The 25508-nt window shown below is 74.0% G+C and carries 25 protein-coding genes; 13 read left to right on the top strand and 12 right to left on the bottom strand.

The features are described 5' to 3' along the window. Positions 1-2 precede the first annotated feature (2 nt). The 3 genes from WCD58_RS28955 to WCD58_RS28945 are packed head-to-tail and all read left to right on the top strand — an operon-like array spanning position 3 to position 1878. Positions 3-395: a nuclear transport factor 2 family protein gene (locus tag WCD58_RS28955; protein ID WP_337706595.1), complete on the top strand. Its 393-nt coding sequence runs from the start codon at positions 3-5 to the stop codon at positions 393-395. Further along, positions 392-1042 carry a class II aldolase/adducin family protein gene (locus tag WCD58_RS28950; RefSeq protein ID WP_337706594.1) on the top strand — a complete coding sequence of 217 codons (651 nt, stop codon included), beginning with the start codon at positions 392-394 and terminating at the stop codon, positions 1040-1042. Before WCD58_RS28955 ends, WCD58_RS28950 begins: the two co-directional genes overlap by 4 nt. A gap of 47 nt (positions 1043-1089) precedes the next feature. Beyond that, a complete protein-coding gene (locus tag WCD58_RS28945; protein ID WP_337706593.1) occupies positions 1090-1878 on the top strand; it encodes a GntR family transcriptional regulator in 789 nt (262 codons plus the stop codon). Positions 1879-1898: 20 nt separating this feature from the next. Here the strand turns inward: WCD58_RS28945 and WCD58_RS28940 are convergent, their stop codons facing one another. The 4 genes from WCD58_RS28940 to WCD58_RS28925 form a co-directional block, all read right to left on the bottom strand. After that, positions 1899-2789 carry a VOC family protein gene (locus WCD58_RS28940; RefSeq protein ID WP_337706592.1) on the bottom strand — a complete coding sequence of 297 codons (891 nt, stop codon included), beginning with the start codon at positions 2787-2789 and terminating at the stop codon, positions 1899-1901. Continuing rightward, complete coding sequence (locus WCD58_RS28935; RefSeq protein WP_337706591.1) at positions 2777-3694, bottom strand: fumarylacetoacetate hydrolase family protein; 918 nt, start codon at positions 3692-3694, stop codon at positions 2777-2779. The genes WCD58_RS28940 and WCD58_RS28935 overlap by 13 nt, the downstream gene beginning before the upstream one ends. 22 nt (positions 3695-3716) lie before the next feature. Next, positions 3717-4832 carry an alcohol dehydrogenase catalytic domain-containing protein gene (locus WCD58_RS28930; protein WP_337706590.1) on the bottom strand — a complete coding sequence of 372 codons (1116 nt, stop codon included), beginning with the start codon at positions 4830-4832 and terminating at the stop codon, positions 3717-3719. A 73-nt stretch (positions 4833-4905) separates the two neighbouring features. After that, positions 4906-5502 (bottom strand): dihydrofolate reductase family protein, encoded by a 597-nt coding sequence (locus WCD58_RS28925; protein ID WP_337706589.1) that lies wholly within the window; start codon positions 5500-5502, stop codon positions 4906-4908. A gap of 171 nt (positions 5503-5673) precedes the next feature. Between WCD58_RS28925 and WCD58_RS28920 the strand changes: the two genes are divergently transcribed. After that, on the top strand, positions 5674-6885 hold the full coding sequence (locus WCD58_RS28920) for a pyridoxal phosphate-dependent aminotransferase (protein ID WP_337706588.1): 1212 nt from the start codon (positions 5674-5676) through the stop codon (positions 6883-6885). A 429-nt stretch (positions 6886-7314) separates the two neighbouring features. On the opposite strand, the gene WCD58_RS28915 is transcribed toward WCD58_RS28920, so the two are convergent. Both WCD58_RS28915 and WCD58_RS28910 read right to left on the bottom strand, forming a co-directional pair. Beyond that, positions 7315-8088 carry an ABC transporter permease gene (locus WCD58_RS28915; RefSeq protein WP_337706587.1) on the bottom strand — a complete coding sequence of 258 codons (774 nt, stop codon included), beginning with the start codon at positions 8086-8088 and terminating at the stop codon, positions 7315-7317. Next, complete coding sequence (locus WCD58_RS28910; RefSeq protein ID WP_337706586.1) at positions 8085-8720, bottom strand: ATP-binding cassette domain-containing protein; 636 nt, start codon at positions 8718-8720, stop codon at positions 8085-8087. The genes WCD58_RS28915 and WCD58_RS28910 overlap by 4 nt, the downstream gene beginning before the upstream one ends. A gap of 105 nt (positions 8721-8825) precedes the next feature. Between WCD58_RS28910 and WCD58_RS28905 the strand changes: the two genes are divergently transcribed. The 7 genes from WCD58_RS28905 (at position 8826) to WCD58_RS28875 (ending at position 15000) form a co-directional block, all read left to right on the top strand. Next, a complete protein-coding gene (locus tag WCD58_RS28905) occupies positions 8826-8999 on the top strand; it encodes a hypothetical protein (RefSeq protein ID WP_337706585.1) in 174 nt (57 codons plus the stop codon). A 106-nt stretch (positions 9000-9105) separates the two neighbouring features. Next, the gene (locus WCD58_RS28900) at positions 9106-9765 is read left to right on the top strand and encodes an HAD family hydrolase (RefSeq protein WP_337706584.1); all 660 of its coding nucleotides are present in this window, start codon (positions 9106-9108) and stop codon (positions 9763-9765) included. 74 nt (positions 9766-9839) lie between these two features. Beyond that, positions 9840-11039, top strand: a complete 1200-nt coding sequence (locus WCD58_RS28895) for a sedoheptulose 7-phosphate cyclase (protein ID WP_337706583.1) — start codon at positions 9840-9842, stop codon at positions 11037-11039. Continuing rightward, positions 11036-11836, top strand: a complete 801-nt coding sequence (locus WCD58_RS28890; RefSeq protein ID WP_337706582.1) for an O-methyltransferase — start codon at positions 11036-11038, stop codon at positions 11834-11836. The genes WCD58_RS28895 and WCD58_RS28890 overlap by 4 nt, the downstream gene beginning before the upstream one ends. 13 nt (positions 11837-11849) lie before the next feature. Then, positions 11850-12626, top strand: coding sequence for a TauD/TfdA dioxygenase family protein (locus tag WCD58_RS28885; RefSeq protein WP_337706581.1), 777 nt, complete (start codon positions 11850-11852; stop codon positions 12624-12626). Further along, the gene (locus WCD58_RS28880; RefSeq protein WP_337706580.1) at positions 12623-13936 is read left to right on the top strand and encodes an ATP-grasp domain-containing protein; all 1314 of its coding nucleotides are present in this window, start codon (positions 12623-12625) and stop codon (positions 13934-13936) included. Before WCD58_RS28885 ends, WCD58_RS28880 begins: the two co-directional genes overlap by 4 nt. Further along, the gene (locus WCD58_RS28875) at positions 13936-15000 is read left to right on the top strand and encodes a D-alanine--D-alanine ligase family protein (RefSeq protein ID WP_337706579.1); all 1065 of its coding nucleotides are present in this window, start codon (positions 13936-13938) and stop codon (positions 14998-15000) included. Before WCD58_RS28880 ends, WCD58_RS28875 begins: the two co-directional genes overlap by 1 nt. Here the strand turns inward: WCD58_RS28875 and WCD58_RS28870 are convergent. Genes WCD58_RS28870 through WCD58_RS28850 form a run of 5 tightly spaced genes read right to left on the bottom strand, consistent with a single transcriptional unit; the run spans position 14936 to position 20048 of the window. Beyond that, the gene (locus WCD58_RS28870) at positions 14936-15592 is read right to left on the bottom strand and encodes an ABC transporter ATP-binding protein (RefSeq protein WP_337706578.1); all 657 of its coding nucleotides are present in this window, start codon (positions 15590-15592) and stop codon (positions 14936-14938) included. The two genes, WCD58_RS28875 and WCD58_RS28870, sit on opposite strands and share 65 nt — an antisense overlap. Beyond that, positions 15589-16542, bottom strand: coding sequence for an oligopeptide/dipeptide ABC transporter ATP-binding protein (locus WCD58_RS28865; protein ID WP_337706577.1), 954 nt, complete (start codon positions 16540-16542; stop codon positions 15589-15591). Before WCD58_RS28865 ends, WCD58_RS28870 begins: the two co-directional genes overlap by 4 nt. Further along, positions 16539-17456 carry an ABC transporter permease gene (locus WCD58_RS28860; protein ID WP_337706576.1) on the bottom strand — a complete coding sequence of 306 codons (918 nt, stop codon included), beginning with the start codon at positions 17454-17456 and terminating at the stop codon, positions 16539-16541. Before WCD58_RS28860 ends, WCD58_RS28865 begins: the two co-directional genes overlap by 4 nt. Continuing rightward, the gene (locus tag WCD58_RS28855; protein ID WP_337706575.1) at positions 17449-18450 is read right to left on the bottom strand and encodes an ABC transporter permease; all 1002 of its coding nucleotides are present in this window, start codon (positions 18448-18450) and stop codon (positions 17449-17451) included. The genes WCD58_RS28860 and WCD58_RS28855 overlap by 8 nt, the downstream gene beginning before the upstream one ends. Beyond that, positions 18447-20048 (bottom strand): ABC transporter substrate-binding protein, encoded by a 1602-nt coding sequence (locus WCD58_RS28850; protein ID WP_337706574.1) that lies wholly within the window; start codon positions 20046-20048, stop codon positions 18447-18449. Before WCD58_RS28850 ends, WCD58_RS28855 begins: the two co-directional genes overlap by 4 nt. Before the next feature lie 100 nt (positions 20049-20148). Between WCD58_RS28850 and WCD58_RS28845 the strand changes: the two genes are divergently transcribed. Both WCD58_RS28845 and WCD58_RS28840 read left to right on the top strand, forming a co-directional pair. Then, a complete protein-coding gene (locus tag WCD58_RS28845; RefSeq protein WP_337706573.1) occupies positions 20149-21903 on the top strand; it encodes a chorismate-binding protein in 1755 nt (584 codons plus the stop codon). Next, entirely contained in the window at positions 21900-24116 is a 2217-nt protein-coding gene (locus WCD58_RS28840; protein WP_337706572.1) for a S9 family peptidase, read from the top strand. Before WCD58_RS28845 ends, WCD58_RS28840 begins: the two co-directional genes overlap by 4 nt. Before the next feature lie 12 nt (positions 24117-24128). Here WCD58_RS28840 and WCD58_RS28835 read toward each other — a convergent pair whose 3' ends face one another. Beyond that, the gene (locus tag WCD58_RS28835; RefSeq protein WP_337706571.1) at positions 24129-24830 is read right to left on the bottom strand and encodes a hypothetical protein; all 702 of its coding nucleotides are present in this window, start codon (positions 24828-24830) and stop codon (positions 24129-24131) included. Positions 24831-25508: the final 678 nt, after the last annotated feature.

Below are 25508 nucleotides of genomic sequence, written 5' to 3'. Positions count from 1 at the left end.
CCATGTCCGACTGGATCACCGACTACTACGCCGACGTCGACGCGCTGCGCCTCGAGCCGTTCGTCGCGCGCCACGCCGACGACGCCGTCGTGATCTTCGGCAACCAGCCCCCGACCGTCGGCATCGCCGCCATCCGCGACGCGTTCGAGGGCTTCTGGGCGATGATCGGCGGGATGCGCCACGAGGTGCACAACCGCTGGGACGAGAACGACGGCAACACCGCGGTCCTCGAGGTCACCACGCACTACACGACCACCGGCGGCGCCCACGTCCCGTTGCCCTGCGTGTCGATCCTCGACCGCAACGCCGAGGGCAAGGTGACCTCGCTGCGCATCCACATCGACCTGGCGCCGCTGTTCGCCGCCATGGCGCAGGAGGCCCAGCCCGTCTCGTGACGGACACCGGCCTCCCGGCCCAGATCGCGCTCGCCGCACGGGTCCTCGCCCGCCACGGCCTCGTCACCGCGTTCGGGCACGTGTCCGCGCGGATCGGTGACCGGGTGCTCGTCACCCCGCCGACCGCGCCCGGCCTCGTCGCCGCCGAGGACCTCGTCACCGTCGACCTCGCCGCCGACGAGCTGCCCGCCGGCGCCGCCCCGGAGACCTGGGCGCACCTCGCCGTCTACCGCGCGCGCCCCGACGTCGCCGCGGTGGCGCGGGCCCAGCCGGAGTCGGCGTTCGCGGCGGCGGCCGTCACCCGGGAGCTGGCGCCGCTGCACGGGCAGGCCGCCTGGCTGGGGCGCCGGGTTCCCGTGCACGAGCCCGCGCGCCTGCTGCGCGACCCCGCGCGTGCCGCCGCGGCCGCGCACACCCTCGCCGACGCCGACGCGGTGCTGCTGCGCGGGAACGGCGCGCTGACCGTCGGGGACACGCCCGGCACCGCGGTGGCGCGGATGTGGCTGCTCGACGCGGCGTGCCGGGTGCACCTCGCGGCGGCCGGCCACCAGCACCGGTCGCTCGACGACGAGGACGTCGACGCCTGGCGTGCGGCCGCGCCGCCCCTGCTCGACCGCCTCTGGCGACACCTCGCCGGTGTGCCGTGACCGGGTTCGTACCCCCGTCCGCCCCACTGTCTGCATACACTCGTCCGGTGTCGATCGGCGAGCTCATCGGTGGACGGGACGGGCTGCGCATCCCCGACCCGCGCCAGACGAGCGTCAGCGTCCACACCTACCTGCGCGACCTGATCATCAGCGGCGACCTGCCGCCCGGCACCCAGCTCAAGCAGGCCGAGCTCGCACGCGTCCTCGCCGTGTCACGGACACCGTTGCGCGAGGCCTTCCGGATGCTGCAGGAGGAAGGGCTCATCTCCGCCGAGCCCAACCAGCGCAGCCGCGTCGTCGGGCTGGACGCCGAGGAGCTCGACTCGCTCTACGCCGCACGCGTGACGCTCGAGGCGCTCGGGGCGCGGCTCACCGCCGGGAAGCTGAGCCGCGAGGAGCTGCGCAGCGCGACCGCGGCGTTCCGCGAGATGGAGCGCACCTACCGCGCCGGCGACATGGCGAGCTGGACCGTCGCGCACCGCAGCTTCCACCGCCTGCTCGTGGGGCGCTGCGGCGCGACCGTGCTGCGCACCATCAACTCCTACGCCCAGCAGAGCGAGCGCTACGTGCGCATCGACCAGAACCAGCACGGCAACGACTTCCCGGCCCGCCAGCAGGAGCACCAGGCGATCCTCGACGCGGTACGTGCCGGCGACGGGGGTGCGGCCGTGATGGCGATGGCGCACCACCTCGCGGGCACGGCCCGGCGCGTGGTGGACGGCCACGCACCGGGCCACGGGACGCCGTGTGTGGACGCGGCGCTGTCCCTGCTGCTCGAGGGAGCTAGTGGTCCCCCCGCGACGGCGCCGGTCGGCAGCGCGACGCAGGAGCGCTGACGAGCCGGACCTCGGAGCGGTCAATGGTCCAAGCTCGGAGGGTCGATCGGGCCCCACTGGTTGACCGTCGCCAGGTCGACCTCCCACGTCCGCGGGTACATGGGGAACTCCTCGTGCCAGGGACGCGGTTCCCAGTAGCCCTTGGCCTCGTCGTGCACGACGTCGATCTGGGTGAACAGCTCGATGACGTTGCCGTCGGGGTCGCGGTGGTAGGTGAACAGGTTGTGGCCCGGTCCGTGGCGCCCGGGACCCCAGTGCAGCCGGTACCGGTTCTGGGCCAGGTGGTCGAGCATCGAGATCAGGTGGTTCGGGTCGCGCATCTCGTAGGCGACGTGGTGCATGCCCGAGTACTTCTGGCTGGCCATGAAGTTGGCCGCGTGGTGGTCGGCGTTGCAGCGCATGAACACGAAGAAGTCGCCGACGGTGTCCGACCAGCGGAACCCGAGGAGGTCCTGGTAGAAGGCCTGCATCGGGCCCAGCTCGGGGGTGTAGGCCGCGACGTGGCCGAGCTTGGTGGGGCGCAGGGGCGTGAAGCCCTGGACGCCGCTGGGGTCCTGCGCGGTGGTCAGGTGCAGGGCGACGCCGGTGAGCGGCTCGTCGAGCACGAGCACGTCGGGGGTGCCCGGGCCGATGTCGCTGCGGCGCTCGGTGACGTAGCCGGCGTCCTTGAGCCGGGCCTCGGCGCTGTCGAGGTCCTCCCAGAGCTCGTACCCGACGACCTGGCGCGCCTTGGCCTCGCCCTTCGTCACGACCACGCAGTGGTGGTCGACGCCCGTGGTGAGGAACGCGCCGTTCCCGTCGCCCTCGACGAGCACGAAGTCCAGGACCTTCGTGTAGTACTCGACGAGCCGCTCGACGTCGGGTGTCTCGAAGCCGACGTAGCCGAGCTTCGAGACGTTCACCGTGCCCATGAGACGTCCTCCCTCTCCTTCACGTGGTTCCGCAGCGCGCCGACGCCGTCGATCTCGGCGACGGTCTCGTCGCCCGCCGCCAGGAAGTCGCCCCGCGGGAAGCCGACGCCCGACGGCGTCCCGGTGGCGATGACGTCGCCCGGCTCGAGGGTCACCGCGCGGCTCGCGGCGGCGATCAGCCGGTCGATCGGGGTGACCATGTCGGTGGTGCTCGAGTCCTGCTTGACGACGCCGTTGACCGTCAGGCGCAGCGCGGTGGCCTGGGGCTCGCCGACCATCCACGACGGCACGATCCCCGGCCCCAGCGGGCAGAAGGTGTCGCCGGCCTTGGCCAGGATCCAGTCGTGGCCGAACGGCGGCGCCACCGCGTCGGCGCGCTCGAGCAGGTCGCGCGAGGAGATGTCGTTGACGACGGTCCAGCCGGCGACGACGTCGAGGGCGTTCTCGACCGGGACGTCGACGCACCGGCGCCCGATGACGGCGGCGAGCTCCACCTCCCAGTCGATCTTCCGGCCGGCGCGGTCGGGCAGCACGATCGCGTCGTCCGGGCCGATGACCGAGGTGGTCGGCGGCTTGAAGAAGAAGTACGGCTCGACGTCGCCGACGGGGCGCTCGACGCCCATCTCGTCGAGGTGGGCGTAGTAGTTGGCGCCCGCGCACAGCACCTTGCGCGGGTAGAGCAGCGGGGCGGCCAGCACCGCGCCGGGCACGGGGTCGAGGCGCTCGGCGTCCAGCCCGCGCAGCGAGGGCGCGAGCGCGTCCCACTCCCCCAGCACCTCGAGCATCGTGCGCCCGGCGAGCTCGTCGGGCGCCCGGCGGATCACGCCGCCGGCGCGGACGCCGACCTCGGCCTTCGACACGTCGCCCTGGTGATGGGTGACGAGCATCCACGGCGGCTCGCGCACGTGTCCTCCTCCTGCTCGGATCTCAGCCGTTGTCGGCGGCCGCGGTCGTCAGCACGATCCGGCCCATGTTGTCGTCGGCCTCGAGGAAGCGGTGCGCGAGCGCGGCCGCCTCGAGCGGGAACGAGCGGTCCACCACCGGGCGGAAGCCCCGCCCGACCTCGGCCCACAGCTCGCGCGCGCTCGCGTCGTTGCCGGTGCGCACGCCGAGGATCCGCTGGTTGAGCGTGTAGAGCCGCGCCAGGTTCAGCGGCACGGTCCCGCCGAGGAACGCCCCGGACGAGACGACGGCGCCCCGCGGGGCGAGGACGTCGGTGGCGCGGGCGAAGATCTCGGGCTCGCCGAGGTCGTCGACGACGACGGCGACGCCGGCCCCGCCGGTCAGGGCGCGGACGTCGTCGGCGAAGGAGTCCGACGTCGGGTCGAGCGCCGCCTCGAGGCCCAGCCCGAGCAGCCGCTCGCGCTTCCAGCTCGCGCGCGAGGTGCCGATGACCCGCGCGCCGAGGTGGCGCGCGAGCTCGGCGGTGGTCGAGCCGAGCGCGGACGCGGCACCGAGGACCAGCACCCAGTCGCCCTCGCGCAGCCCGGCGCGGCGCAGCTGGTTCATCGCGACCGGGCCCGCGAGCGCGACGCCCGCGGCGGTCGCCGGGTCGAGGTCGTCGGGGATCGCCCAGACCGCCGCCGCGGGGACCGCGGTGTACTCGGCGTAGGCGCCCTGCCCGTGCACGCCGGCGATGCGCAGGCGGGGGCACGCCTCCTTGTCGCCCTCGGCGCAGGCGGCGCACTCGCCGCACCCCAGGACCGGCCAGACGGCGACGTGCTGGCCGACGGCGATCCCGCTGACCTCGGCGCCGACGGCGACCACCGTGCCCGCGTGCTCCACGCCCAGGATGTGCGGCAGCTCGGGCTTCACGGGGTGGCGCCCGGCGCGCAGGGACACGTCGAGGAAGCGCCCGACGCACACGGCCGCGACCCGCACCAGGACCTCGCCGGGCCCCGGCTCCGGGGTGGGCACCGTGTCGAGCGCGAGCACGTCGGGCGGGCCGAAGCGGTCGAGGACGACCGCGGACATCGTCGCAGGGACCGTGGACGGGACGCTGGGCCAGACGGCGGGGACGGGACTCGCGGAGAGGGTCGGCATCGACGGGCTCCTTGTCATCAGCCCGCTCATAGTGCACACACTTTGCTGGGGCGCGCAATGCGTTCCCCTGCGCTCAGCCGATCTTGCGGACCTTGTATCGAAAGTGGGTCACGCGGTTCCCCGGCACGACCAGGTACGGGTCGTCGAGCACGACCTCCGGGGCGTCCTCGCCGAAGAACCGCTTGCCGCGTCCGAGCACCACCGGGGCCAGGTCGATCTCCACCTCGTCGATCAGCCCGGCCGCGAGCGCCTGCCCGCCGACGTCGCCCGCGGTGACGGTGACGTCGCCGTCGCCCGCGCGGTCCCTCGCCGCCGCGACCGCCGCCTCGACGCCTTCGGTGACGAACGTGAACGGCGCCGTCCCGTAGTGCGGCCAGTCCGAGGGCACGGAGTGGGTGAGGACGACGACGTGCTCACCGGCCGGCGGGCGGCCCTCCCAGCCGTTGGTGTGGTCGAACAGGTGGCGCCCGATCACCCCCGACCGCGCCTTGCCCCACTGCTCGCGCAGCCAGTCGGCGCTCTCCCGGCCCGTGCGGAACGGGCGCTGCTCGTCCCCGGCGTGGACGTCGGTGTCCCCGGCGGTGAACCAGTCGAAGATGGGGCCCACCGAGTCGTCGGGGCGGGCGATGAACCCGTCGAGCGACATCGTCGCGATCAGCACCACGGCCATGACGGACCTCCTGTTCCTCGTCGGGACACGAAGGTATCGCTCTAGGACCCGTTATTCAACCAATAAGTTGAACAACCGGAGTTCCCGGTCACACGTCCTCGTTTGGTAGACCGGGGTGCGGCACGGTGACGTGTCGAAGCTCAATGGATGAGTGTGCGAGGGGTAGTGCCAGTGGAGTTCCGCCAGTCGAACAAGCTCCGCGACGTCTGTTACGAGATCCGCGGCCCGGTGGTCGAGCAGGCGAACCTGCTGGAGGAGGCGGGACACAGCGTCCTGCGCCTCAACACCGGCAACCCGGCGCTGTTCGACTTCGAGGCGCCGGAGGAGATCGTCCAGGACATGATCCGGATGCTCCCCCAGGCGCACGGCTACACCGACTCGCGCGGTGTCCTGCCCGCGCGGCGCGCCGTCGCCCAGCGCTACCAGGCGCGGGGGCTCGAGGTGGACGTCGACGACGTGTTCCTCGGCAACGGGGTCTCCGAGCTGATCTCGATGGCCGTGCAGGCGCTGGTCGAGGACGGCGACGAGGTGCTCGTCCCCGCGCCCGACTATCCGCTCTGGACCGCCGTCGCGACGCTGGCCGGCGGCAACGCCGTGCACTACCGCTGCGACGAGCAGGCCGACTGGGCGCCCGACCTCGACGACGTCGCCCGGAAGATCACCGACCGCACCAAGGCGCTCGTGATCATCAACCCGAACAACCCGACCGGCGCGGTGTACTCGAAGGAGGTCCTCGAGGGCCTGCTCGACCTCGCCCGCCGGCACGGGCTGATGGTGATGGCCGACGAGATCTACGACCAGGTGCTCTACGACGACGCCGTGCACCACGACGTCGCGTCCCTCGCGCCCGACCTGGTCGTGCTGACGTTCTCGGGGCTGTCGAAGACCCACCGCGTCGCCGGCTTCCGCTCCGGCTGGCTCGTCGTCACCGGCCCCCGCCAGCACGCGCGCGACTACCTCGAGGGCCTCGCGATGCTGGCCTCGATGCGCCTGTGCGCGAACACCCCCGCGCAGTACGCGATCCAGGCGGCGCTCGGCGGGCGCCAGACCATCGGCGAGCTCTGCGCCCCGGGCGGGCGGCTGCGCGAGCAACGGGACCGCGCCTGGGAGAAGCTCAACGCGATCCCCGGCGTCTCGTGCGTGAAGCCCCGCGGCGCCCTGTACGCGTTCCCGCGCCTCGACCCGGACGTCTACCCGATCAAGGACGACGAGCAGTTCGTGCTCGACCTCCTGCGCGAGGAGAAGATCCAGGTCGTGCAGGGCACGGGCTTCAACTGGCCCGACACCGACCACTTCCGCATCCTGACCCTCCCCCACGCGGCGACCCTCGACGACGCGATCACCCGCATCGGCGCGTTCCTGGAGACCTACCGCCAGGACTAGTACGAGCGATGCGGCATCCCTGGCGTGTGACGCCAGGGATGCCACACGCTCGCTGCGCGACACGCCGTCCGCCGCGGCTCGCCGACGCACGGGGTGAGTCAGCGTGGCGGCCACGCCGGCGTTGGACGTCAGGAAACCCGCCACGATCACGAACGGGATGGCGCGCCGCCGAGGTACTGGTTACTGGCTGGTATCGCTCGCCTGGCGAGCGATACCGGCCAGTGTTCGCCGCCGGACCGCGCACTCGCCGGCCACGCCCTGCCCGACGGGGATCACGGGCGCTCCGGTGCACCCCGGCGAGCGCCGCGGGTGCACCACGCCACCCTTGATCACGACAGGCGCCAAGAAAGGGTCCGCCCAGCATGATCCTGGGGGCTTTCCTGACGCTCAACGTCAGCGTGGCCGCCACGCTGGAACACCCGGCGAGCCTCAGGAGGCCGTGCGGGCGGGGACGACGAGGCGGTGGTCCGGGGTGAACAGGCGCCGGACGACGCCCAGGGACACGACGGTCGTGGTCGTGGCCGCCGCGGCGAGCACGAGGAACATCACGACCGCCTGCACGAGCACCGCCGACACCGGGTCCACGCCCGCCAGGATCAGCCCCGTCATCGCGCCGGGCAGGAACACCAGGCCGGTGGCCTTCGTGGTCTCGATCTGCGGGGTGAGCGCCGAGCGCAGCGCCGCGCGCAGGTAGATCCGCGACGCCTGGGACGAGGGCTGGCCCAGCGCCAGGCGCGCCTCGACCTCGGCGCGCTTGTCGCGCAGCTCCTCGATGAGACGCCGGCCGACGAGCACGGTCGCGGTCATCGCGTTGCCGATGATCAGCCCGGCGATCGGCACCAGCGTGCGCGAGCTCAGCGGCATCACCCCGAGCCCGAAGATCACGAGCATCGTCACCGCGCTCGCCGCCAGGAACGACACCGAGGCGATCGGCAGCAGGCGCGGGACCTCCGGCGCGCGCTGCCGGGCCGTCCACCCGGCGTACGCGATCATGCCGGCCACCCACAGCCACGACCACCACAGCGACCGCTCGGGCGCGAGCAGCAGCACGAGCACGCCGCCGACGAGCAGGAGCTGGACGAGCGCCCGGAACGCGGCCCAGAGGATCGAGAGCTCCAGGCCCAGCCGCCAGGCGAGCGAGACGCCGGCCGCGACGCCGACGAGCAGCAGGGAGACGGCGAGGCCGGGCAGGCTGACGGTCACGCGAGCACCCGCCCGTCCTCGACCCGCAGGACGCGGTCGGCGACGCGCTCCACCTGTGCCTCGTGGTGGCCCACCCAGACGACGGTGAGGCCGTCGCGGGCCAGCTCGAGCACCGAGCGCTCGAACGCCCTGCGCGGCTCCTCGTCGAGCGCCGAGGTCGGCTCGTCGAGCAGTACCGCCTCCGGCTCGGTGATCAGCGTGCGCGCCAGGCACATCCGCTGGAGCTCGCCGCCGGACAGGGTGTCGGCGTCACGGTCCAGGAGCGAGGCGTCCAGCGAGACCCGCTCCAGCACCCGGCGCACGGCCTCGTCGTCGGCGGCGGGCGCGGCCACCGCGAGGTTGTCGCGCACGGTCCCGGCGAACGGAGTCGCCCGCTGGAAGACCATGCCCACGCGGCGGCGCAGGGCGAGCACGTCGAGGTCGTCGAGCGGGGTGCCGCCGTAGGACACCGACCCGGAGTCGGGGACGTCGAGGCGGTCGAGCAGGCGCAGCAGCGACGTCTTGCCCGCCCCGGACGGACCCCAGAGCACCGTGATGCCGTCGGACGGGATGTCGGCGTCGACGCCGTCGAGCACGGTGTGGTCGCCCCGCCGGACGACGACATCGCGCAGGGAGAAGCCGTGATCGGTCACGGCGCACGGGGTTCCCGACACCGGTGGCCCACACGCGAACGGCGTGTGACGCACCGTTCTATCAGGTACCGTTAGTACCTGATACCGACGACGAGGAGGACCCCCATGCTCGGCGACATCGCCGGAACCGCGCCCCTGCGCGAGGCCCTGGAGACCACGAACACCCTGCTCGAGCAGGTGCTCGACGAGCTGCGGCGGGTGAACGCCGACGGGCTCGTCACCGTGGCGCAGGAGCTGCGCGCCGTCCGGGACGCGCTGCCCGCCCCGGAGCCGCGCTGAGTCGGTTGCGCCCGACCGCTCCGCGGAGAAGAAGTTTCGGCCCCTCCCCCTCGGGGACCCGCGACGTGGCGCGACACCCCGCGCCCCGTCGTGAAGGGACACCGCGGTGAGCGCACTCCTGTTCGGCTCGATCAGCAGCATCGCCGACACCTCCGAGATCCAGCGGGCCGCCTTCAACGAGGCCTTCGCCGAGCACGGGCTGGACTGGCACTGGGACCGTGACGACTACCGCTCGCGCCTCGACCGCGCCGGCGGCGAGCAGCGGATCGCCGACGAGGCCCGCGACAAGGGGCAGGACGTCGACGCCGCCGCGGTCCACGCCACCAAGTCGCGGATCTTCCGCGAGAAGCTGCGCGCCGATGGCGCCGCCCCGCGCGACGGGGTCCTCGACACCCTGGGCGCGGCCAAGAGCCAGGGCTGGAAGGTCGGCTTCGTGACGACGACCTCGCGCGACAACGTCCTCGCGGTGATCGACGCCCTCGGCCCCGCCGTCGGGCCCGACGACTTCGACGTCGTCGTCGCCACCGACCAGGTCGACACGCCCAAGCCCGACCCCGCCGCCTACACCTTCGCGCTGACGGCGCTCGGCGAGGACGCCGGGTCCGCCGTCGCGATCGAGGACAACCCCGACGGCGTGCGCGCCGCGGCCGCCGCGGGCGTCACCTGCCTCGCGTTCCCCAACGAGAACACCGTCACCACGGACTTCCCCGGCGCCACCCGGCGGGTCGACCGCCTCGCCGTCGAGGACATCACCGCCGCCGCCTGACACCAGGCCCCAGTCACACCACCAGACCGTCGGCACCGCCGGCGGTCCGACGCCGCGCGCCCGGACGGAGTGCCATGACCGCCGAACCCACCCTCACCGCCACCGACACGGCCTTCCACGTCGAGGGCTATCAGAAGATCGACTACTCGCTCGTCATCACCGACGGCGTCTTCGCCCCGGAGAACACCGCGCTGGCCGACGCCTACCGGCCCTACGGGCGCTGCCTCGCGGTGGTCGACGCGACCGTCGCCGAGCTGCACGGCGACGCCATGCGCGCCTACTTCGACCACCACGGGCTCGACCTCACCGTCTTCCCGATCGCGATCGACGAGGGCGACAAGACGATGCGCACCGCCGAGCGCATCATCGACGCGTTCGGCGACTTCGGGCTGATCCGCACCGAGCCCGTGCTCGTCGTCGGCGGCGGGCTGACCACCGACGTCGCCGGGTTCGCGTGCTCGATCTTCCGGCGCGCCACCAACTACATCCGCATCCCGACCACGCTGATCGGGCTCGTCGACGCCAGCGTCGCGATCAAGGTCGCGGTCAACCACGGCAAGGCGAAGAACCGCCTCGGCGCCTTCCACGCCTCCCAGCAGGTGTTCCTCGACTTCTCGTTCCTCGCGACCCTGCCCACCGAGCAGGTGCGCAACGGGATGGCCGAGCTCATCAAGATCGCCGTTGTCGGCAACGAGGGCATCTTCGAGCTGCTCGAGAAGTACGGCGAGGAGCTGCTGGAGACCCGGTTCGGGCACAGGGACGGCTCCCCCGAGCTGCGCGAGGTGACCGACCGGCTCACCTGGGACGCGATCGAGACGATGCTGCGCCTCGAGGTGCCCAACCTCCAGGAGCTCGACCTCGACCGCGTCATCGCCTTCGGGCACACCTGGAGCCCGACCCTCGAGCTGTCCGCCGACGAGCCGTTCTTCCACGGCCACGCGATCAGCGTCGACATGGCGCTCTCGACGACGCTCGCCCAGCGCCGCGGCTACATCACCGCGGCGGCGCGCGACCGCGTCCTCGGGCTCATGAGCCGCCTCGGTCTCTCGCTGGACAGCCCGTACCTGACGCCCGAGCTGCTGGCCCGCGCCACCGACTCGATCCTGCAGACCCGCGACGGCCTGCTGCGCGCCGCGGTACCGCGGCCGATCGGGACCTGCTTCTTCGTCAACGACCTGGACGCCGCCGAGCTCACCGACGCCCTGGCCGCGCACCGCGAGGTCTGCGCCGCGCTCCCCCGCGCCGGTGAGGGCGTCGAGGTGTTCCGCCGGTGAGCGCCCGCCCGGTCACGCCGGTCGGGATCCTCGCCGCCACCCTGGACCGGGTCGCCGACGGGCTCGACGGCGTCGCGGACCTGCCCGACGGCGTCCGCGACGAGCTGGACCGCGCCCGCACGCTGGCCGGCGGGCTCGATCCCTACCTCGAGCACTGCACGACCCCGGAGTCGCCGGCGCTGGCCGCACTGGCGGCCGCGACCCGCGAGCACGACTGGTCCGCACGCGACGACGCGGCGGTGTTCCTCGAGCAGGAGATGCTCTCCGGGCACGTCGAGGGCCAGGCGCTGAAGATGCTGGTCGCGGCCACCCGGGCCCGCCGGGTGCTCGAGATCGGGCTGTTCACCGGCTACTCCGCGCTGGCCATGGCCGAGGCGCTGCCCGAGGGCGGGCGGCTGCTCGCGTGCGAGCTCGACGCCGAGGTCGCGGCCGCGGCGTGCCGGTCGTTCGCCGCCTCGCCGGCCGGCGCGCGCATCACCGTCGAGGTCGGCCCCGCCGCCCAGACGCTCACCGCGCTCGCCGACGCCGGCGAGCAGTTCGACCTCGTCTTCGTCGACGCCGACAAGGCCGGCTACGCGGGCTACCTCGAGACCCTGCTCGACGGCGGGCTGCTCGCCCCGCACGGCCTGGTCTGCGTCGACAACACGCTGATGCAGGGCGAGCCGTGGCGGGGCGACGGCGCGACCGCCAACGGGGAGGCGATCACCGCCTTCAACGAGACCGTCGCCGCCGACCCGCGCGTCGAGCAGGTGCTGCTGCCCCTGCGCGACGGCCTGACCCTGATCCGCCGTGCCTAGAGGAGGTCCCCGAGTGCACACGACCCCGCAGACCCCGATCGGTGTCGAGGTAACCGGCCTCGATCTCCGGGACGGCCTCGACGACGACCAGGTCACCGAGCTCCGCGCGCTGCTCGGCGAGCACGGCGTCGCCGTCATCCCCGGCCAGGACGGCCTCGACGACGACGGCTTCGCGGCGTTCCTCGCCCGCTTCGGCGAGATCACCTTCACCACCGGCGAGACCCCGGTCGAGGGCCGGGACGACCTCAACGTCGTCAGCAACGTCGGGCGCACGACGCCGCCGCGCAGCGTGTTCCACGTCGACACCAGCTACGTCGCCCACCCGCCGACGTACACGGCGCTGCGGGCGGTGACGATCCCGGAGTCGGGCGGCGAGACGCTGTTCACCAACGAGTACCGCGCCTACGAGACGCTGCCCGGCGACATCCGCAGCCACCTCGCCGGCCGCACGGTCACGCACGTGGTCAGCGGGCTGGCGCCCGAGGACGCGGGCCCCGAGACCAGCGCGGAGCACCCGGTGTTCCGCCGCCACCCGGTGTCCGGCCGCACGTCGCTGTACCTCTCGACCCCGGAGCGCTGCGTGGAGATCAGCGGCATGGACCGCGGGGCGTCGCGGCAGACGATCGGCTACCTCTACGACCACTCGACCACCGAGGACAACACGTTCCGCCACGCCTGGTCGCCGGGTGACGTCGTCATCTGGGACAACGGCTGCGTCCTGCACCGCGCCGACCACGGCGCCGTGTCGGGCGGCCGGGTGATGCACCGCGGGATGGTCACGGCTCCGTGATCACGAACCGCCTCAAGACCCTCGGCGCGCTCGCCCTGCTCACCGTCCCGCTGCCGGCGACGCTCGCGGTGACGGCGGCGGCGCTGGTGCGCTCGCTGCTGGTGCGGCCGTCCCGGACGGAGGCCGACGAGCCCCGCACCGTCCTCGTCAGCGGCGGCAAGATGACCAAGGCGCTCGCACTCGCGCGGGCGTTCCACGCCGCCGGGCACCGCGTGGTGCTGGTCGAGTCGGCGAAGTACCGCCTCACCGGGCACCGGTTCTCCCGCGCCGTCGCCGCGTTCCACGTCGTCCCCGAGCCGGGTGCGCCGGGTTACGTCGAGGCGCTGCGCGACGTGGTCGTCGCCGAGGGCGTCGACGTGTGGGTGCCGGTGTGCAGCCCCGCCGCGAGCCGGTACGACGCGCTGGCCAAGCCGGTGATCGCCGAGTTCTGCGAGGTCCTGCACCCCGATCCGCAGGTGCTTCGCCTCCTCGACGACAAGGACCGCTTCGCCGAGGCCGCGGACACGCTCGGGCTGCCGGTGCCCGACACCCACCGCGTCACGGCCCCGCAGCAGGTCGAGGAGTTCGACTTCGACGCGCACCCCGGGCCGTGGATCCTCAAGAGCGTCCCGTACGACCCGGTCGCGCGCCTCGATCTCACGACGCTGCCCCGGCCGACCGCCACGGCCACCGCCGAGCTCGCCCGCGCGAAGCCGATGTCGGACGACGCCCCGTGGATCCTCCAGGAGCTGGTGCCGGGCCAGGAGTACTGCACGCACGCGACCGTGCGGAACGGGCGCGTGCAGGTCTGGGCCTGCTGCGAGTCGTCGGCGTTCCAGCTCAACTACGCGATGGTCGACAAGCCGGAGATCGAGGAGTGGGTGCGCCGGTTCGTCGGCGCGCTGCGCGTGACGGGGCAGGTGTCGTTCGACTTCATCGAGACCGAGGACGGCCGTCTCGTCGCGCTCGAGTGCAACCCGCGCACGCACTCGGCGATCACGATGTTCCACCGCGACGGTGCCGCCCTCGCCCGCGCCTACCTCGACGACGTCGACGGACCCCCGCTGACGCCGAGCGCCGACAGCCGCCCGACGTACTGGCTGTACCAGGAGCTGTGGCGGATGGTCTCGCGGCCGTCGACGGTCCCCGAGCGCCTGCGGGTGCTGCGCGACGGCACCGACGCCGTCTTCGACCGCGACGACCCGCTGCCGTTCCTGCTGCTGCACCACCTGCAGATCCCGTCGCTGCTGCTGCGCAGCCTGGTCACCGGACGGCCCTGGATCCGCGTCGACGTCAACATCGGCAAGCTCGTCGAGCCGGCGGGCGACTGATGCTGCGCGTCCTGCACCTCGCCGGATCGGCGGTGAGCGACTTCCACGCCGACCTCTCGCTGACCTACGCCCGCGGCTGCCTCGCCGCGATGGGCGATGCCTACGAGTCCCACCCGGCCCACGTCTCCCCCGACGGGCGCTGGCGCTTCCCGGCGTCGTTCGACCCCGACGTCATCGCCGCCGCGCCGGCGCTCGACCCCCCGGACGCCCTGGCCCACCTCGGCCGGCTCGGGCTCGACGTGGTGCTCCCGCAGATGTTCTGCCTGCCCGGCATGACGTCCTACCGCTCGCTGTTCGACGTCCTCGGCGTGCCCGTCGTGGGCAACACCGGCGAGGTCATGGCGATCGGCGCGCGCAAGGCCGCGGCGAAGGCGATGGTCGCGGCGGCCGGGGTCGACGTCCCGGCCGGCGAGGTGCTGCGTCCCGGGGAGCGGCCGACCGTGTCGCCGCCCGCCGTCGTGAAGCCGGAGGACGCCGACAACTCGCTCGGCGTGACGCTGGTGCGGGAGGCCGCGGAGTTCGACGCCGCCCTCGAGGCGGCCTTCGCCCACGCCGGGCGCGTGATCGTCGAGGAGTTCGTGCCGCTCGGCCGCGAGGTGCGCTGCGGGCTGATCGAGCGGGCCACCACATCCGGCAGCGAGCTCGTCGGGCTGCCGCTCGAGGAGTACCTGCTCGACGACGCCACCCACCCCGTGCGCGGATACGCCGACAAGCTCGCGCCCGGCGACGGCGGCCTGACGCTGGTGGCCAAGGACAACCCGGACGTCGTGATCGTCGACCGGGACGACCCGCTGACCGAGCGGGTGTGGGAGGTGGCGCGGCGCGCCCATCGCGCGCTCGGCTGCCGCGACTACTCGCTGTTCGACCTGCGCATCGACCCCGCGGGACGCCCGGTGTTCCTCGAGGCGAGCCTCTACTGCTCGTTCTCGCCGGCGAGCGTGCTCGCGGTGATGGCGCGGGCCGGCGGCATCGGGCTCGACGAGCTGCTGGCGACCGCGATCACCAGTGCCATGGGCGCACGACCTCGTCGGACCACGCCGCCAGCAGCGGCTCGTCGTGGCTGACGGTCAGCACGCCGAGCCCCCGCTCGACCTCCCGGCCGATCACCGACACCAGGGCCGCCGTGGTGGACGCGTCGAGCATCGCGGTCATCTCGTCGCAGAGCAGGTACGCCGGACGGGGGGCCAGCGCCCGGGCCACGCAGGCGCGCTGGAGCTGCCCGTCGGAGACCTCGTGCGGGCGGCGGCTCCGCAGCTCGCGGGTGAGCCCGACGCGCTCGGCGAGGTCGTCGGTGCGGTCGCGCAGGACGCCCGCGTCGCGCTCGCCGGCGGCGCGCAGCGGCTCGACGACCAGCTCGTCGAGCGTCAGGCGCGGGTCCGCGGCGGCGCGCGGCTGCTGGAAGACGACGCCGAGGCGCCGGCGCAGTGACGCCGGCGCGCCGAACCGCACCCGCGGCGTCGTCGCGCCGTCGACCGCGACGTGCCCGGACCACGGCTGGTGCAGCAGGGCGAGCATCCGCACGAGGGTCGACTTGCCGCAGCCGCTCGGGCCCGCGACGCCGACGACCCGCCCGCGCGGCACGGTGATGTCGAGGTCGCGCACCACGGCGTGCCCGCGGCGCCAGCCGCCGGTCAGCGTGCGCCCGTCGAGGCTCACGACGCCACACACCCCACGGCGCGGTCCCCGAACGCCACCAGCCGCGGGTCGTCGGTGCAGGTCTGCGCGTGCGCGGGGCTGCGCGGGCGGAACGGGCAGCCGTCCGGGAGCGCCGAGAGCTCGGGCGGGTGGCCCGGGATCGGGGTGAAGCCCTCCCCGGGCAGCGCGGCGAGCAGGCCCGCGGTGTAGGAGTGCCACGGGTCGGCGAGCACGTCGGCGACCGGGCCGGTCTCCAGCAGCCGCGACGCGTACATCACCGCGAGGTCGTCGGCGGCCCGGCGGGCGGCGCGCAGGTCGTGGGTGATGACGAGGACCGCGCGGCCCTCGTGGGCGGTCGCGGCGAGCAGGTCCATCGTGTGGTCGACGAGCGGGCGGTCGAGGCCCGCGGTCGGCTCGTCGGCGAGCAGCACCGGCGGGTCGCCGGCGAGCGCCGCGGCCAGCCCGACGCGCTGCGCGGTGCCGCCCGAGAGCTCGTGGGGGTAGAGGTCGAGCGCCGCCGTCGGCAGCTGCACGCGCTCGGCGAGCTCGCCGACGTCGACCCCGGAGCCCAGGTGCTGCACGGTCTCCCGCAGCTGCGCGCCGACCGTCCGCGTCGGCGTGAGGTAGCTGCCCGCCGACTGCCCGACCAGCCCGATCAGCCGCCCCCGCACCCGCTCGCGCAGGGTCCGCTCGTCGGCGTCGAGGAGGTCGAGGTCGCCGATCGCCGGGTCGAGCTCCGCTCCGCTCCGTCTCACGACGTGGGCGCTGCCGCGCACCTCCGCGGTCGACGGCAGCAGCCCCGTCAGCGCCTCGGTGAGCACCGACTTCCCGCACCCCGACTCCCCCACCAGTGCGAGCAGGCGCCCGGGCCGCAGGTCCAGGTCGACGTCGCTGACCGCCCGCACGTAGCGCGGTGAGCGGCGCCCGAGCCGGAAGCGCACGTCGAGGCCGCGGACCTCCAGGTCGGTCACAGCGCCAGCTCCGAGCGTCGCCGCGGCAGCGTGCGGTCGCGCCACCACGCCGCGATCCCCGCCACGGCGAGCGTCGTCGCCGCGAGCAGCGCCGAGGGGAACACCACGATCCACCAGCTCCCGAGCAGGACGGCCTGGCGGCCCTCGGCGAGGATGTTGCCGATGCTGGCCAGGTGGGGCGGCAGGCCGAGCCCGAGGAAGCTCAGCGCGGTCTCGTGCCACACGGCGTGCGGCAGGATCAGCACCGCCGAGAGCACCGCGGGCGGCACCACGGCGGGCAGCAGGTGGCGGCGCAGCACGCGCCACCGCGACGCCCCGCCGCTCACGGCCGCGTCGACGAACGGCCGCTCCCGCAGCGACAGCACCTCGGAGCGCACGACCCGGGCCACCGTCGTCCAGTGCGTCAGGCCGATCGAGGCGATCACCGCGAGCACGCTGCCCCGGTAGAGCGCGACGATGACGATGCCGAGCATGAGGTGCGGGACGGCGTTGACCCCGTCGACGAAGCGCATGAGCACGCGGTCGATCCAGCCCCCGAGCAGCCCGGACGCCGCCCCGAACAGGGTGCCGATCACCGTCGCGATCACCGCGCACGACGCCGCGACGAGCAGCGAGATGCCGAGGCCCTTGAACGCGCGCAGGGCGACGTCGCGCCCGACGCCGTCGGTGCCGAACGGGTGCGCGAGCGAGGGCGGCTGCCGGACCGCCGTGTAGTCGATGACGCCCTCGTCGAGGCCGCCGATCCAGGGGATCAGCACCGCGGCGAGGGTCAGGGCGACGAGTCCCCCGACGCCCCAGACCAGCCGCGCGCGGCCCCGCCAGAGCGAGCGCGTCCCGCGGACCGAGCCGGGGCGACGGCGGCCGGCCGAGCGCCACGGACTGTCGCTCCTCGGTCGGGTGTCCAGCTCAACCATCCGCGCTCACCCTCGGGTCCAGGAGCAGCACAGCCACGTCGGCGATCAGCGCGCCGGCGAGCACCGCGACGGTGGTCAGCAGGGTCAGGGCCGCGAGCAGCGGGAAGTCGACGGCGAGCGCCGCGGTGACGATCGCCGCGGCGATCCCCGGCCACGAGAACACCGTCTCCACCAGCACCGCGCCCGTCACGAGCTCGGGCAGCCGGTTGCCGAGCACGGTGACGAACGGCAGCAGCGCGGTCGGCAGGGCGTGGCGCAGGACGACGACCCGCTCGGGCAGGCCGCGCGCCCGGGCGCCGAGCACGTGGTCCTCGTCGAGTGCGGAGATCAGCGACGAGCGCGCGTGCAGCACCAGCCACGGCGTCTGCGACAGCCCGAGCACCATCGCCGGCAGGACGATGTGCCGCGCGACCTGGTCGAACGACACCGGCGCGCCCGCGTCGGTCAGCCCGGCGACCGGCAGCACCGGCCACGCGACGGCGAACACCGCGATCGCGGCGAGCGCGAGGACGAACGGCGGCAGGCCCTCCAGGGTGTGGCCGAGTGCGGTGATCGCCCGGTCGACCCAGCCGCCCTGGCGCCACGCCGCGACCACCGCCGCGGTCAGCGACAGCACCACGCTGACCAGCAGGCCGACCGACACCAGCAGCAGCGTCCACGGCAGCCGCTGCGCGATCACCGTGGCCACGGGCTGGCGGAACGACAGGCTCTGCCCGAGATCGCCCGAGAGCAGGCCGCCGACCCAGCGCTCGAACTGCTCCCACACGGGGACGTCCAGCCCGAGCTGGGCGCGGGCGTTGGCGATGTCGGCGCCGGACGCGGAGAAGATGCCGGCCCCGAAGTACTGGTAGATCGGGTCGAACGGCGACACCGCGGCCAGCACGAACACCGCGATCGCCACGAGCACGACCACCGGCACGGCCACCAGGAGCCGCCAGGCGACCAGCTTCGCGACCTCGCGGCCGCGGTGGCGCGCAGGAGCGAGGACCGTCACGAGCGAGGTGTCCAGTCCTCGACGTTCCACCACGGCCCCCACGTCGTGCCGTGCGTGTGGGGCTCGACGACGGGCTGGTAGCCGTCGAAGCGGTCGCGGGTGAGGTAGCTGTGGCCGAGGAAGGTCAGGAACACCATGCCCGGGTCGGCGGCGTACGCGGTCTGGAAGCGGCGCAGCTCGGCGGCGCGGCTCGCGCGGTCGGGCGCGCGCTGGGCGGCGTCGAGGGCGGCGTCGACCTCGGCGTTCCGGTACGAGCCCGGGTTGTTGTAGCCGTCGGCGGCGTTCGACGAGTGCAGCAGCAGCCACGACTTGAACGCGGTGTCGAACGGGTTGCCGCCGCCGAGGACGACGGCGTCGGTGCCCATCCGGGGGTCGATCGCGTCCCACCCGAGGCCCTCGAGGCGGACGTCGACGCCGATCGCCCGCGCGTCCGACGCGAAGGCCTGCGCGAGGTCACGGCGCACCGTGTCGCTCGCGTTGTACATCAGCGTGAACCGCGCCGGCAGGTCGCCGCGGACCCGCACGCCGTCCGGACCGCGGACCCAGCCCGCGGCGTCGAGCATCGCGTTCGCGGCCGCCGGGTCGTAGGCGAACTGCGCGCTCGGCTCGACCTCCTCGGGCAGCACCTCGGGGATCGGCGTCGACGCGGGCCAGCCCTGGCCCGCGAGCAGGGCGTCGATCATGCCCTGGCGGTTGACCGCGCGGTTGAGCGCCTGGCGGATCGTCAGGTCGGCGGTGACCGGGTTCGCGAACGGCAGCGAGATCGTGCGGTAGTCCGCGCTGCTGTGCTCGCGCAGCGCCATCCCCTGCGCGGAGACCTGCTCGGCGATGCCGCGGGCGAGCGAGGGCGGGAGCACCGTGCCGTCGAACTCGCCGGTCGCGGTGCGCTGGGCGCGGGTGTTGTCGTCCTCGGCCATGACGATGGTGATGCGCCGGACCGCGGGGGCGCCGCCGTGGTACCGCTCGTTGGCGTCGAGGATCATCGACGAGCCCTGCCGCCACTCGGTCATCCGGTAAGGCCCGGTGCCGACGGGCCGGGTGCCCAGCGTCAGGTCCGACGCCGGGCCGGGCGTCGCCAGCGCCTCCGAGGGCACGATCGGCAGCGTCAGCCGGCCCGGGAACAGCAGGAACGGGTAGGTCAGGTCGAAGCGCACGGTGCTCGCGTCGACCGCGGTGACGCCGCGCAGCATCGGGAAGCCGGAGCTCACGGTGGCCGCCCGCGACGGGTCGAGCACCGCGGTGTAGGTCGCGACGACGTCCTGCGCGTCGAACGGCGTGCCGTCGTGGAAGGTGACGCCCGGGCGCAGCGGCACCGTCCAGGACAGCCCGTCGGGTGAGGCGGTGGGGACGCTCGCGGCCAGGTTCGGCTGCGGGGCGCGGTCGGCGTCGAAGGAGATCAGCCCGTCGTAGATCTTCGACGCGCCCTCCTCGCCGTAGCCCATGAGCGGGTTGAGGTCGTCGGGCTCGTAGCCGTCGGCGAGCACCATCGCCGCCGGGTCGGCGCCGGGCGCGGGGCCGGTGGTGGGTGCGGAGCAGGAGGCGGCGGCGACGCCCGCCGCCGCGAGCAGCGCGACGGCGACGAACCGGACACGGGTCACGGCGGGCGACAGTAGGCATCACCCACCACACATGGCAACGGCTTGTGATTCGTTGCTGCATCAGATATGCAGCAGTGGTTCGCCGGTAGGTTGGCGGCTCGTGACCGCCCGCTTCGACGACCTGCGCGCCCGGACCGCGCTGGCGTTCCCGGAGCCGGACGAGGTGCTGGTCGCGGCCACGCACGACGAGGTCCGCGGGGTGCTCGAGCGCCTCGACACCGCGACCGCCGCCGGCCGCTGGGCGTTCGGGTTCGTGGCCCACGAGGCGGGCGCCGGCCTCGATCCCGCCCTCCCCCGCGTCGACCCGCCGGCCGGGGTGCCGCTCGCGTGGTTCGGGCTGTCCGGCGCACCGGCGCGCGTCCCGCCGGTGACCCCGCCGGACCCGTGGCCGGTCACCGGACCCTGGCGTCCCGACGCGGACGCCCGCGGGCACCGGGACGCCGTCGCCGCCGTCCGCGCCCGCATCGCCGCCGGCGAGACCTACCAGGCGAACCTCACCACCACCCTGCGCGGACCGGCGCCCGCCGACCCGCACGCGACCTACGCCGCCATGGCCACCGCGCAGGGCGGCGCCTTCAACGCCCTGCTCGACCTCGGCGACCTGGTGGTCGCGAGCGCGAGCCCGGAGCTGTTCGTCGAGCGCGACGGCGACGAGCTGCGGATGCGCCCGATGAAGGGGACGGCGACACGCGCGCCGACGACGTCCGAGGACCTCGCCGTGAGGGACCGCCTGCGGGGCGACCCCAAGGAGCGCGCCGAGAACGTCATGATCGTCGACCTGGTCCGCAACGACCTCGGGCGCGTCGCCGCCACCGGGACCGTGCAGGTCACCGACCTCTGCACCCCCGAGCGCTACGGCACCGTCTGGCAGCTGACGTCCGGGGTCACGGCCCGCGCCGCGCCCGGCGTCGGCTGGGCGGAGACGTTCGCGGCGCTCTTCCCGTGCGGCTCGGTCACCGGGGCACCGAAGCGCCGCTCCATGGAGATCCTCACCGACCTCGAGGGCGGGCCGCGCGGGGTGTACTGCGGCGCGATCGGCTGGGTGGGGCCGACGTCGGGGCGCTTCTCGGTGGCCATCCGCACCCTCGTCGCCGACCGCCGCACCGGCGCGGCGTCCTTCGGTACCGGCAGCGGCATCACCTGGGGCTCCGACCCCGCGGCCGAGCACGCCGAGCTCCGGGCCAAGGCGCGCGTGCTGGGGCGGCGCACCCGGCCCGCCGGCCTGCTCGAGACGTTCGCCCTCGTCGACGGCCGGTGCCGCCACCTCGACCGGCACCTCGCGCGGCTGCGCGACTCGGCGGCGTACTTCGACATCCCGGTGGACGAGCGCTCCTGGCGCGCGGCCCTCGACGACGTGCTGCGGGACCGCCGCGACCCCGCCCGTGTCCGCCTGCGCCTCGCCGCCGACGGCGCCGTCGACATCACCCTCGCACCGCTGCCCCCGGCCCGATCCGGCCCGGTGCGCCTCGCCCTCGACGACGTGCCGATCGACCCCGCCGACCCGGCCCGGCACCACAAGGTCGTCCACCGCGAGCCCTACGACGACGCCCGCGCCCGCCACCCCGGCGCCGACGACGTCGTGCTCGTCAACACCCGCGGCGAGGTCGTCGAGACGACGGTCGCCTCGCTCGCGGTGCTCCTCGACGGCACGTGGTGCACGCCGCCGCTCGCGGCCGGTGCGCTGCCCGGCGTCGAGCGCGCGGTGCGGGTCGAACGGGGCGAGCTGACCGAGCGCACGCTGCGTCCGGAGGACCTCGAGCGCGCGGACGGGCTCGCCGTCGTGAGCTCGCTGCGCGGGTGGCGGGACGCGGTGCTTGACCATGCCGCGACGGCACGGTGTCCACTCGGGGCATGACCGGCCCCGAGTCCCTCACCGACGCCGACTACGCCCGCGCCGAGCAGATGCTCGCGCCCTACCGGGCCCGCCGGGTGCCCACGGTGACGCCGCAGTGGATCGGCGACGGCGAGCGCTTCTGGTACGCCGCCGCGGGCCGCCATGTGCTCGTCGACCCGGGCAAGGGCGAGCGCACCGAGCTGTTCGACCACGAGCGGGTCGCCGCCGCGCTGTCGCGGGAGACGGGCACGGCGGTCGAGGCCGGCGCGCTCCCGCTGGTCTCGCCGGAGGTCGACGACGACACAATTCGGTTCACCGCGCTCGGACAGCGGTACCGGTGGGCCGACGGGGCGCTGACCCGCATCGACGAGACCCCACCGCTGCCGAACGAGACCGTCTCGCCCGACGGGCGCTGGATCGCCTTCGGGCGCGACGGCAACATCTGGGTGCGCTCGCGCGACGGCGGCGAGGAGTTCGCGCTCACCGACGACGCCGAGCCCGGCCTCGCCTACGGCGCCGCGAACGCCTCGATGAGCCTGACCGTGCTGCTGCGCTCGTTCGGGACGGGCCCGTTCGTCTACCTGGTCTGGTCGCCGGACTCGACGCGGCTCCTGGTGCACCGACTCGACGAGCGCGGGCTCCCCGAGCAGGTGCTCGTCGAGTCCGTGCCGCCCGGCGGCGGGCGACCGGTCGAGCACCGGCTGTCCTACCCGATGCCCGACGACGAGGCGCACCCGACGCTGACGTGGCACGTCCTCGACGTCGCCGCCCGCACGAAGGTCGACGGGCAGGACCCGCCGGAGCCCGCGGTGCACGGCACCGCGTTCGTCTACGCGTGGTGGTCGGCCGACGGCGACCTCGTCCACTACCTCCGGCAGTCCCGCGACGCGAGGACCCTGCACCTGCGCCGTCTCGACCCCGCGACCGGGGCGACGACGACGCTGCTCACCGAGACCGGCGCGACCCGCGTCGACGCCACCCCGCAGCTCGGGGAGCCGACGATGACCCACGTGCTCGGCACCGGGGAGATCCTCTGGTGGTCGCAGCGCGACGGGTGGGGGCACCTGTGGCTGTACTCCGCGGACGGCGGGGAGGCCACCCAGGTCACGTCCGGGCAGTGGCCGGTCCGCGCCGTGCTGCGGGTCGACGAGGAGCGCCGGCTGGTGTGGTTCCTCGCGGGCGGCCAGCGAGACGACCCGTACGTCCGGCAGATCGCGCGGATCGGCCTCGACGGCTCCGGATTCACGCTGCTCACCGACGACGACCTCGACCACGACACCGCCGCCCCGCCCGGCGGCGGATACCTCGTCGACCGGGCCTCCTCCCCCGCCCTGCCGCCGCAGGTGCGGGTGCTCGACGAGGACGGCGAGGTGCTGGTCGAGCTCGAGGCGCCCGGCACCGACGCGCTGCGCGCCGAGGGCTGGACCCCGCCCGAGCGGTTCCGCGCCACCGCCGCCGACGGGCGCACCCCGGTCTACGGCCTGTTCTGGCGCCCGCACGGCCTGGACGTCCGGGACCCGCAGGGCCGCCACCCGGTGATCGACCACGTCTATCCCGGCCCGCAGAACCACCGCGCGCTCCCGGCGTTCGACTCCCCGCACCAGGGCGAGCCGGAGGCGCTGGCGGCGCTCGGCTTCGCCGTCGTCGCGATCGACGGGCGGGGCACGGCCGGGCGCAGCAAGGCCTTCCACGACCACTCCTACGGCGACCTCGGCAACGCCGGCTCGCTCGACGACCACGTCGCCGTGATCCGCGAGCTGGGCCGGCGCCACCCGTGGCTCGACACCGACCGCGTCGGCATCACCGGCCACTCGGCGGGCGGGTTCGCCGCGGCGCGGGGCATGGTCGCCCACCCCGAGCTCTATCGGGTGGGCGTCGCGGTGGCCGGCAACCACGACGACACGTACGGCCTGCAGATGTGGGCGGAGCACTACCACGGTGACGCCGACCGGAGCGCCCTGTCGACCCCGGCGCTCGCGGCGAACCTGGCGGGGAAGCTGCTGCTGATCCACGGGGAGCTCGACGAGACGGTGCTCGTGACGCAGACCCACCGTCTCGTCGACGCCCTGATCACCGCGGACAAGGACGTGGACATGCTCATCGTCCCGGGCGGCGACCACTCGATCCTCCATCGCCGCCACTACGTGTTCCGCCGGACCTGGGACTACTTCGTCCGCCACCTCCACGGCCAGGAGCCGCCGGCGTACCGGCTGGCGCCGCTGCCGCTCGGCTGAGACGGGCGCGGCTCAGCCGTCCGCCGACCAGACCGTGTAGTCGTAGGCCGCGTACCGCTCGCGGGTGCTCCCGGCGTCCTCCCAGTAGTAGCGGTAGGAACCCACGTGTCCCAGGCGGATCCGGGTGTCCGCGTGGATCGCGAACCCGCTCCGGCGCGCCCGTTCGCAGAAGGCGAAGTCCTCGCCGAGGTACCAGGTGCCCGCCCCGTCGGGGACGAGCAGCGGCAGGAAGTACGGCACCAACGACGTCGGGAAGCGCTGGTTGCAGACGGGCAGATCCTCGTGCCGGACGATCTCGTCGTACACCTCGCGGCGGGTCAGGAGGAATCCCGCCGCGGCGTAGCGGATCTCGAGGAGGCCGCCGTGGCGCCCGAAGTGCACGGTGTCCGTGCCCGGCAGGAGGTGGCAGGACAGGGCCCGGGTGTCCTTCTTGGGATAGACACCGCAGACGACCGGGACCCCGCTGTCGCGCAGCATCTCCACGTCGGCGACGTCGAAGACGACGTCCGCATCGATCCACATGAGCTCGTCGAAACCGTCGGCGAGGGCGTCGGAGGCCATCTGGCTGCGGGCCTGGTCGATCGCCGCGAAACCCTGGACCCGCCGCACCGCGTAGCCCGCGGCCTCCAGCCGCCGCAGCCCGGCCTCGCACTCGGGCTCGACGTGGCGCCCGACCGGGACGAGAACCGCACAACGACTCGGGTCCGCGCTCACGGGGCGCCTCCTCGGGGATCACGGTCCGTGCCAACGAATGGACTCAGCGCTCTGCAGTAGTCCTTTACTGCTTACACGCCCTCCGTCTGCCCGCAGGATCATCTCCGCCCCACCGGGGCCAGGGGGAGGGGGCCGTCGTCGCCGGCGGTCCGTCGCGCTGATCGCTGCCGGACACCACGCGAAGGGCGAACCGCGATGACGGAATCGCAGCTCCACGCGCTCATCACCAAGATGGCGACGGATGCCGAGTTCGCGCGCGCGGTGCAGGCACGGCCGGACGACGTCGCCTCCGAGTACGGCATCGACGCATCCGACCTCTCCGTGCTGACCGCGCTGACGGTCGACACGACCGTGCGGGCCCCGGCGCGTCTCGAGGAGCGGCTCTCCCGCTCGAGTCTCCTGTTCGGCGCGGACGTCCACTCCGCCGCCGGGGGCGACGACGGTGGTGGGGGCGACGGTGGGGGCGACAGCGGCGGGAGCGACAGCGGCGGGAGCGACAGCGGCGGGAGCGACAGCGGATCGGGTGACTCGGGGAGCTCCGAGGCGTCGTCCGACGCCGACTCCTCGGAGGACTCGTCGTCGAACGAGGACAGCTCCGACTCGGGTGACTCGAGCGAGTCGGATGCCGAGGCATCGGATTCTGACGATGCCGGCTCGCGCTCCGACGACACCGAGACT

Origin of the sequence: Actinomycetospora flava (assembly GCF_037400335.1) — a bacterium.
GTDB classification, from domain to species: domain Bacteria; phylum Actinomycetota; class Actinomycetes; order Mycobacteriales; family Pseudonocardiaceae; genus Actinomycetospora; species Actinomycetospora flava.
Note: the sequence above shows the minus strand (reverse complement) of the source record. Positions and strands in the feature narration are given on the sequence as shown.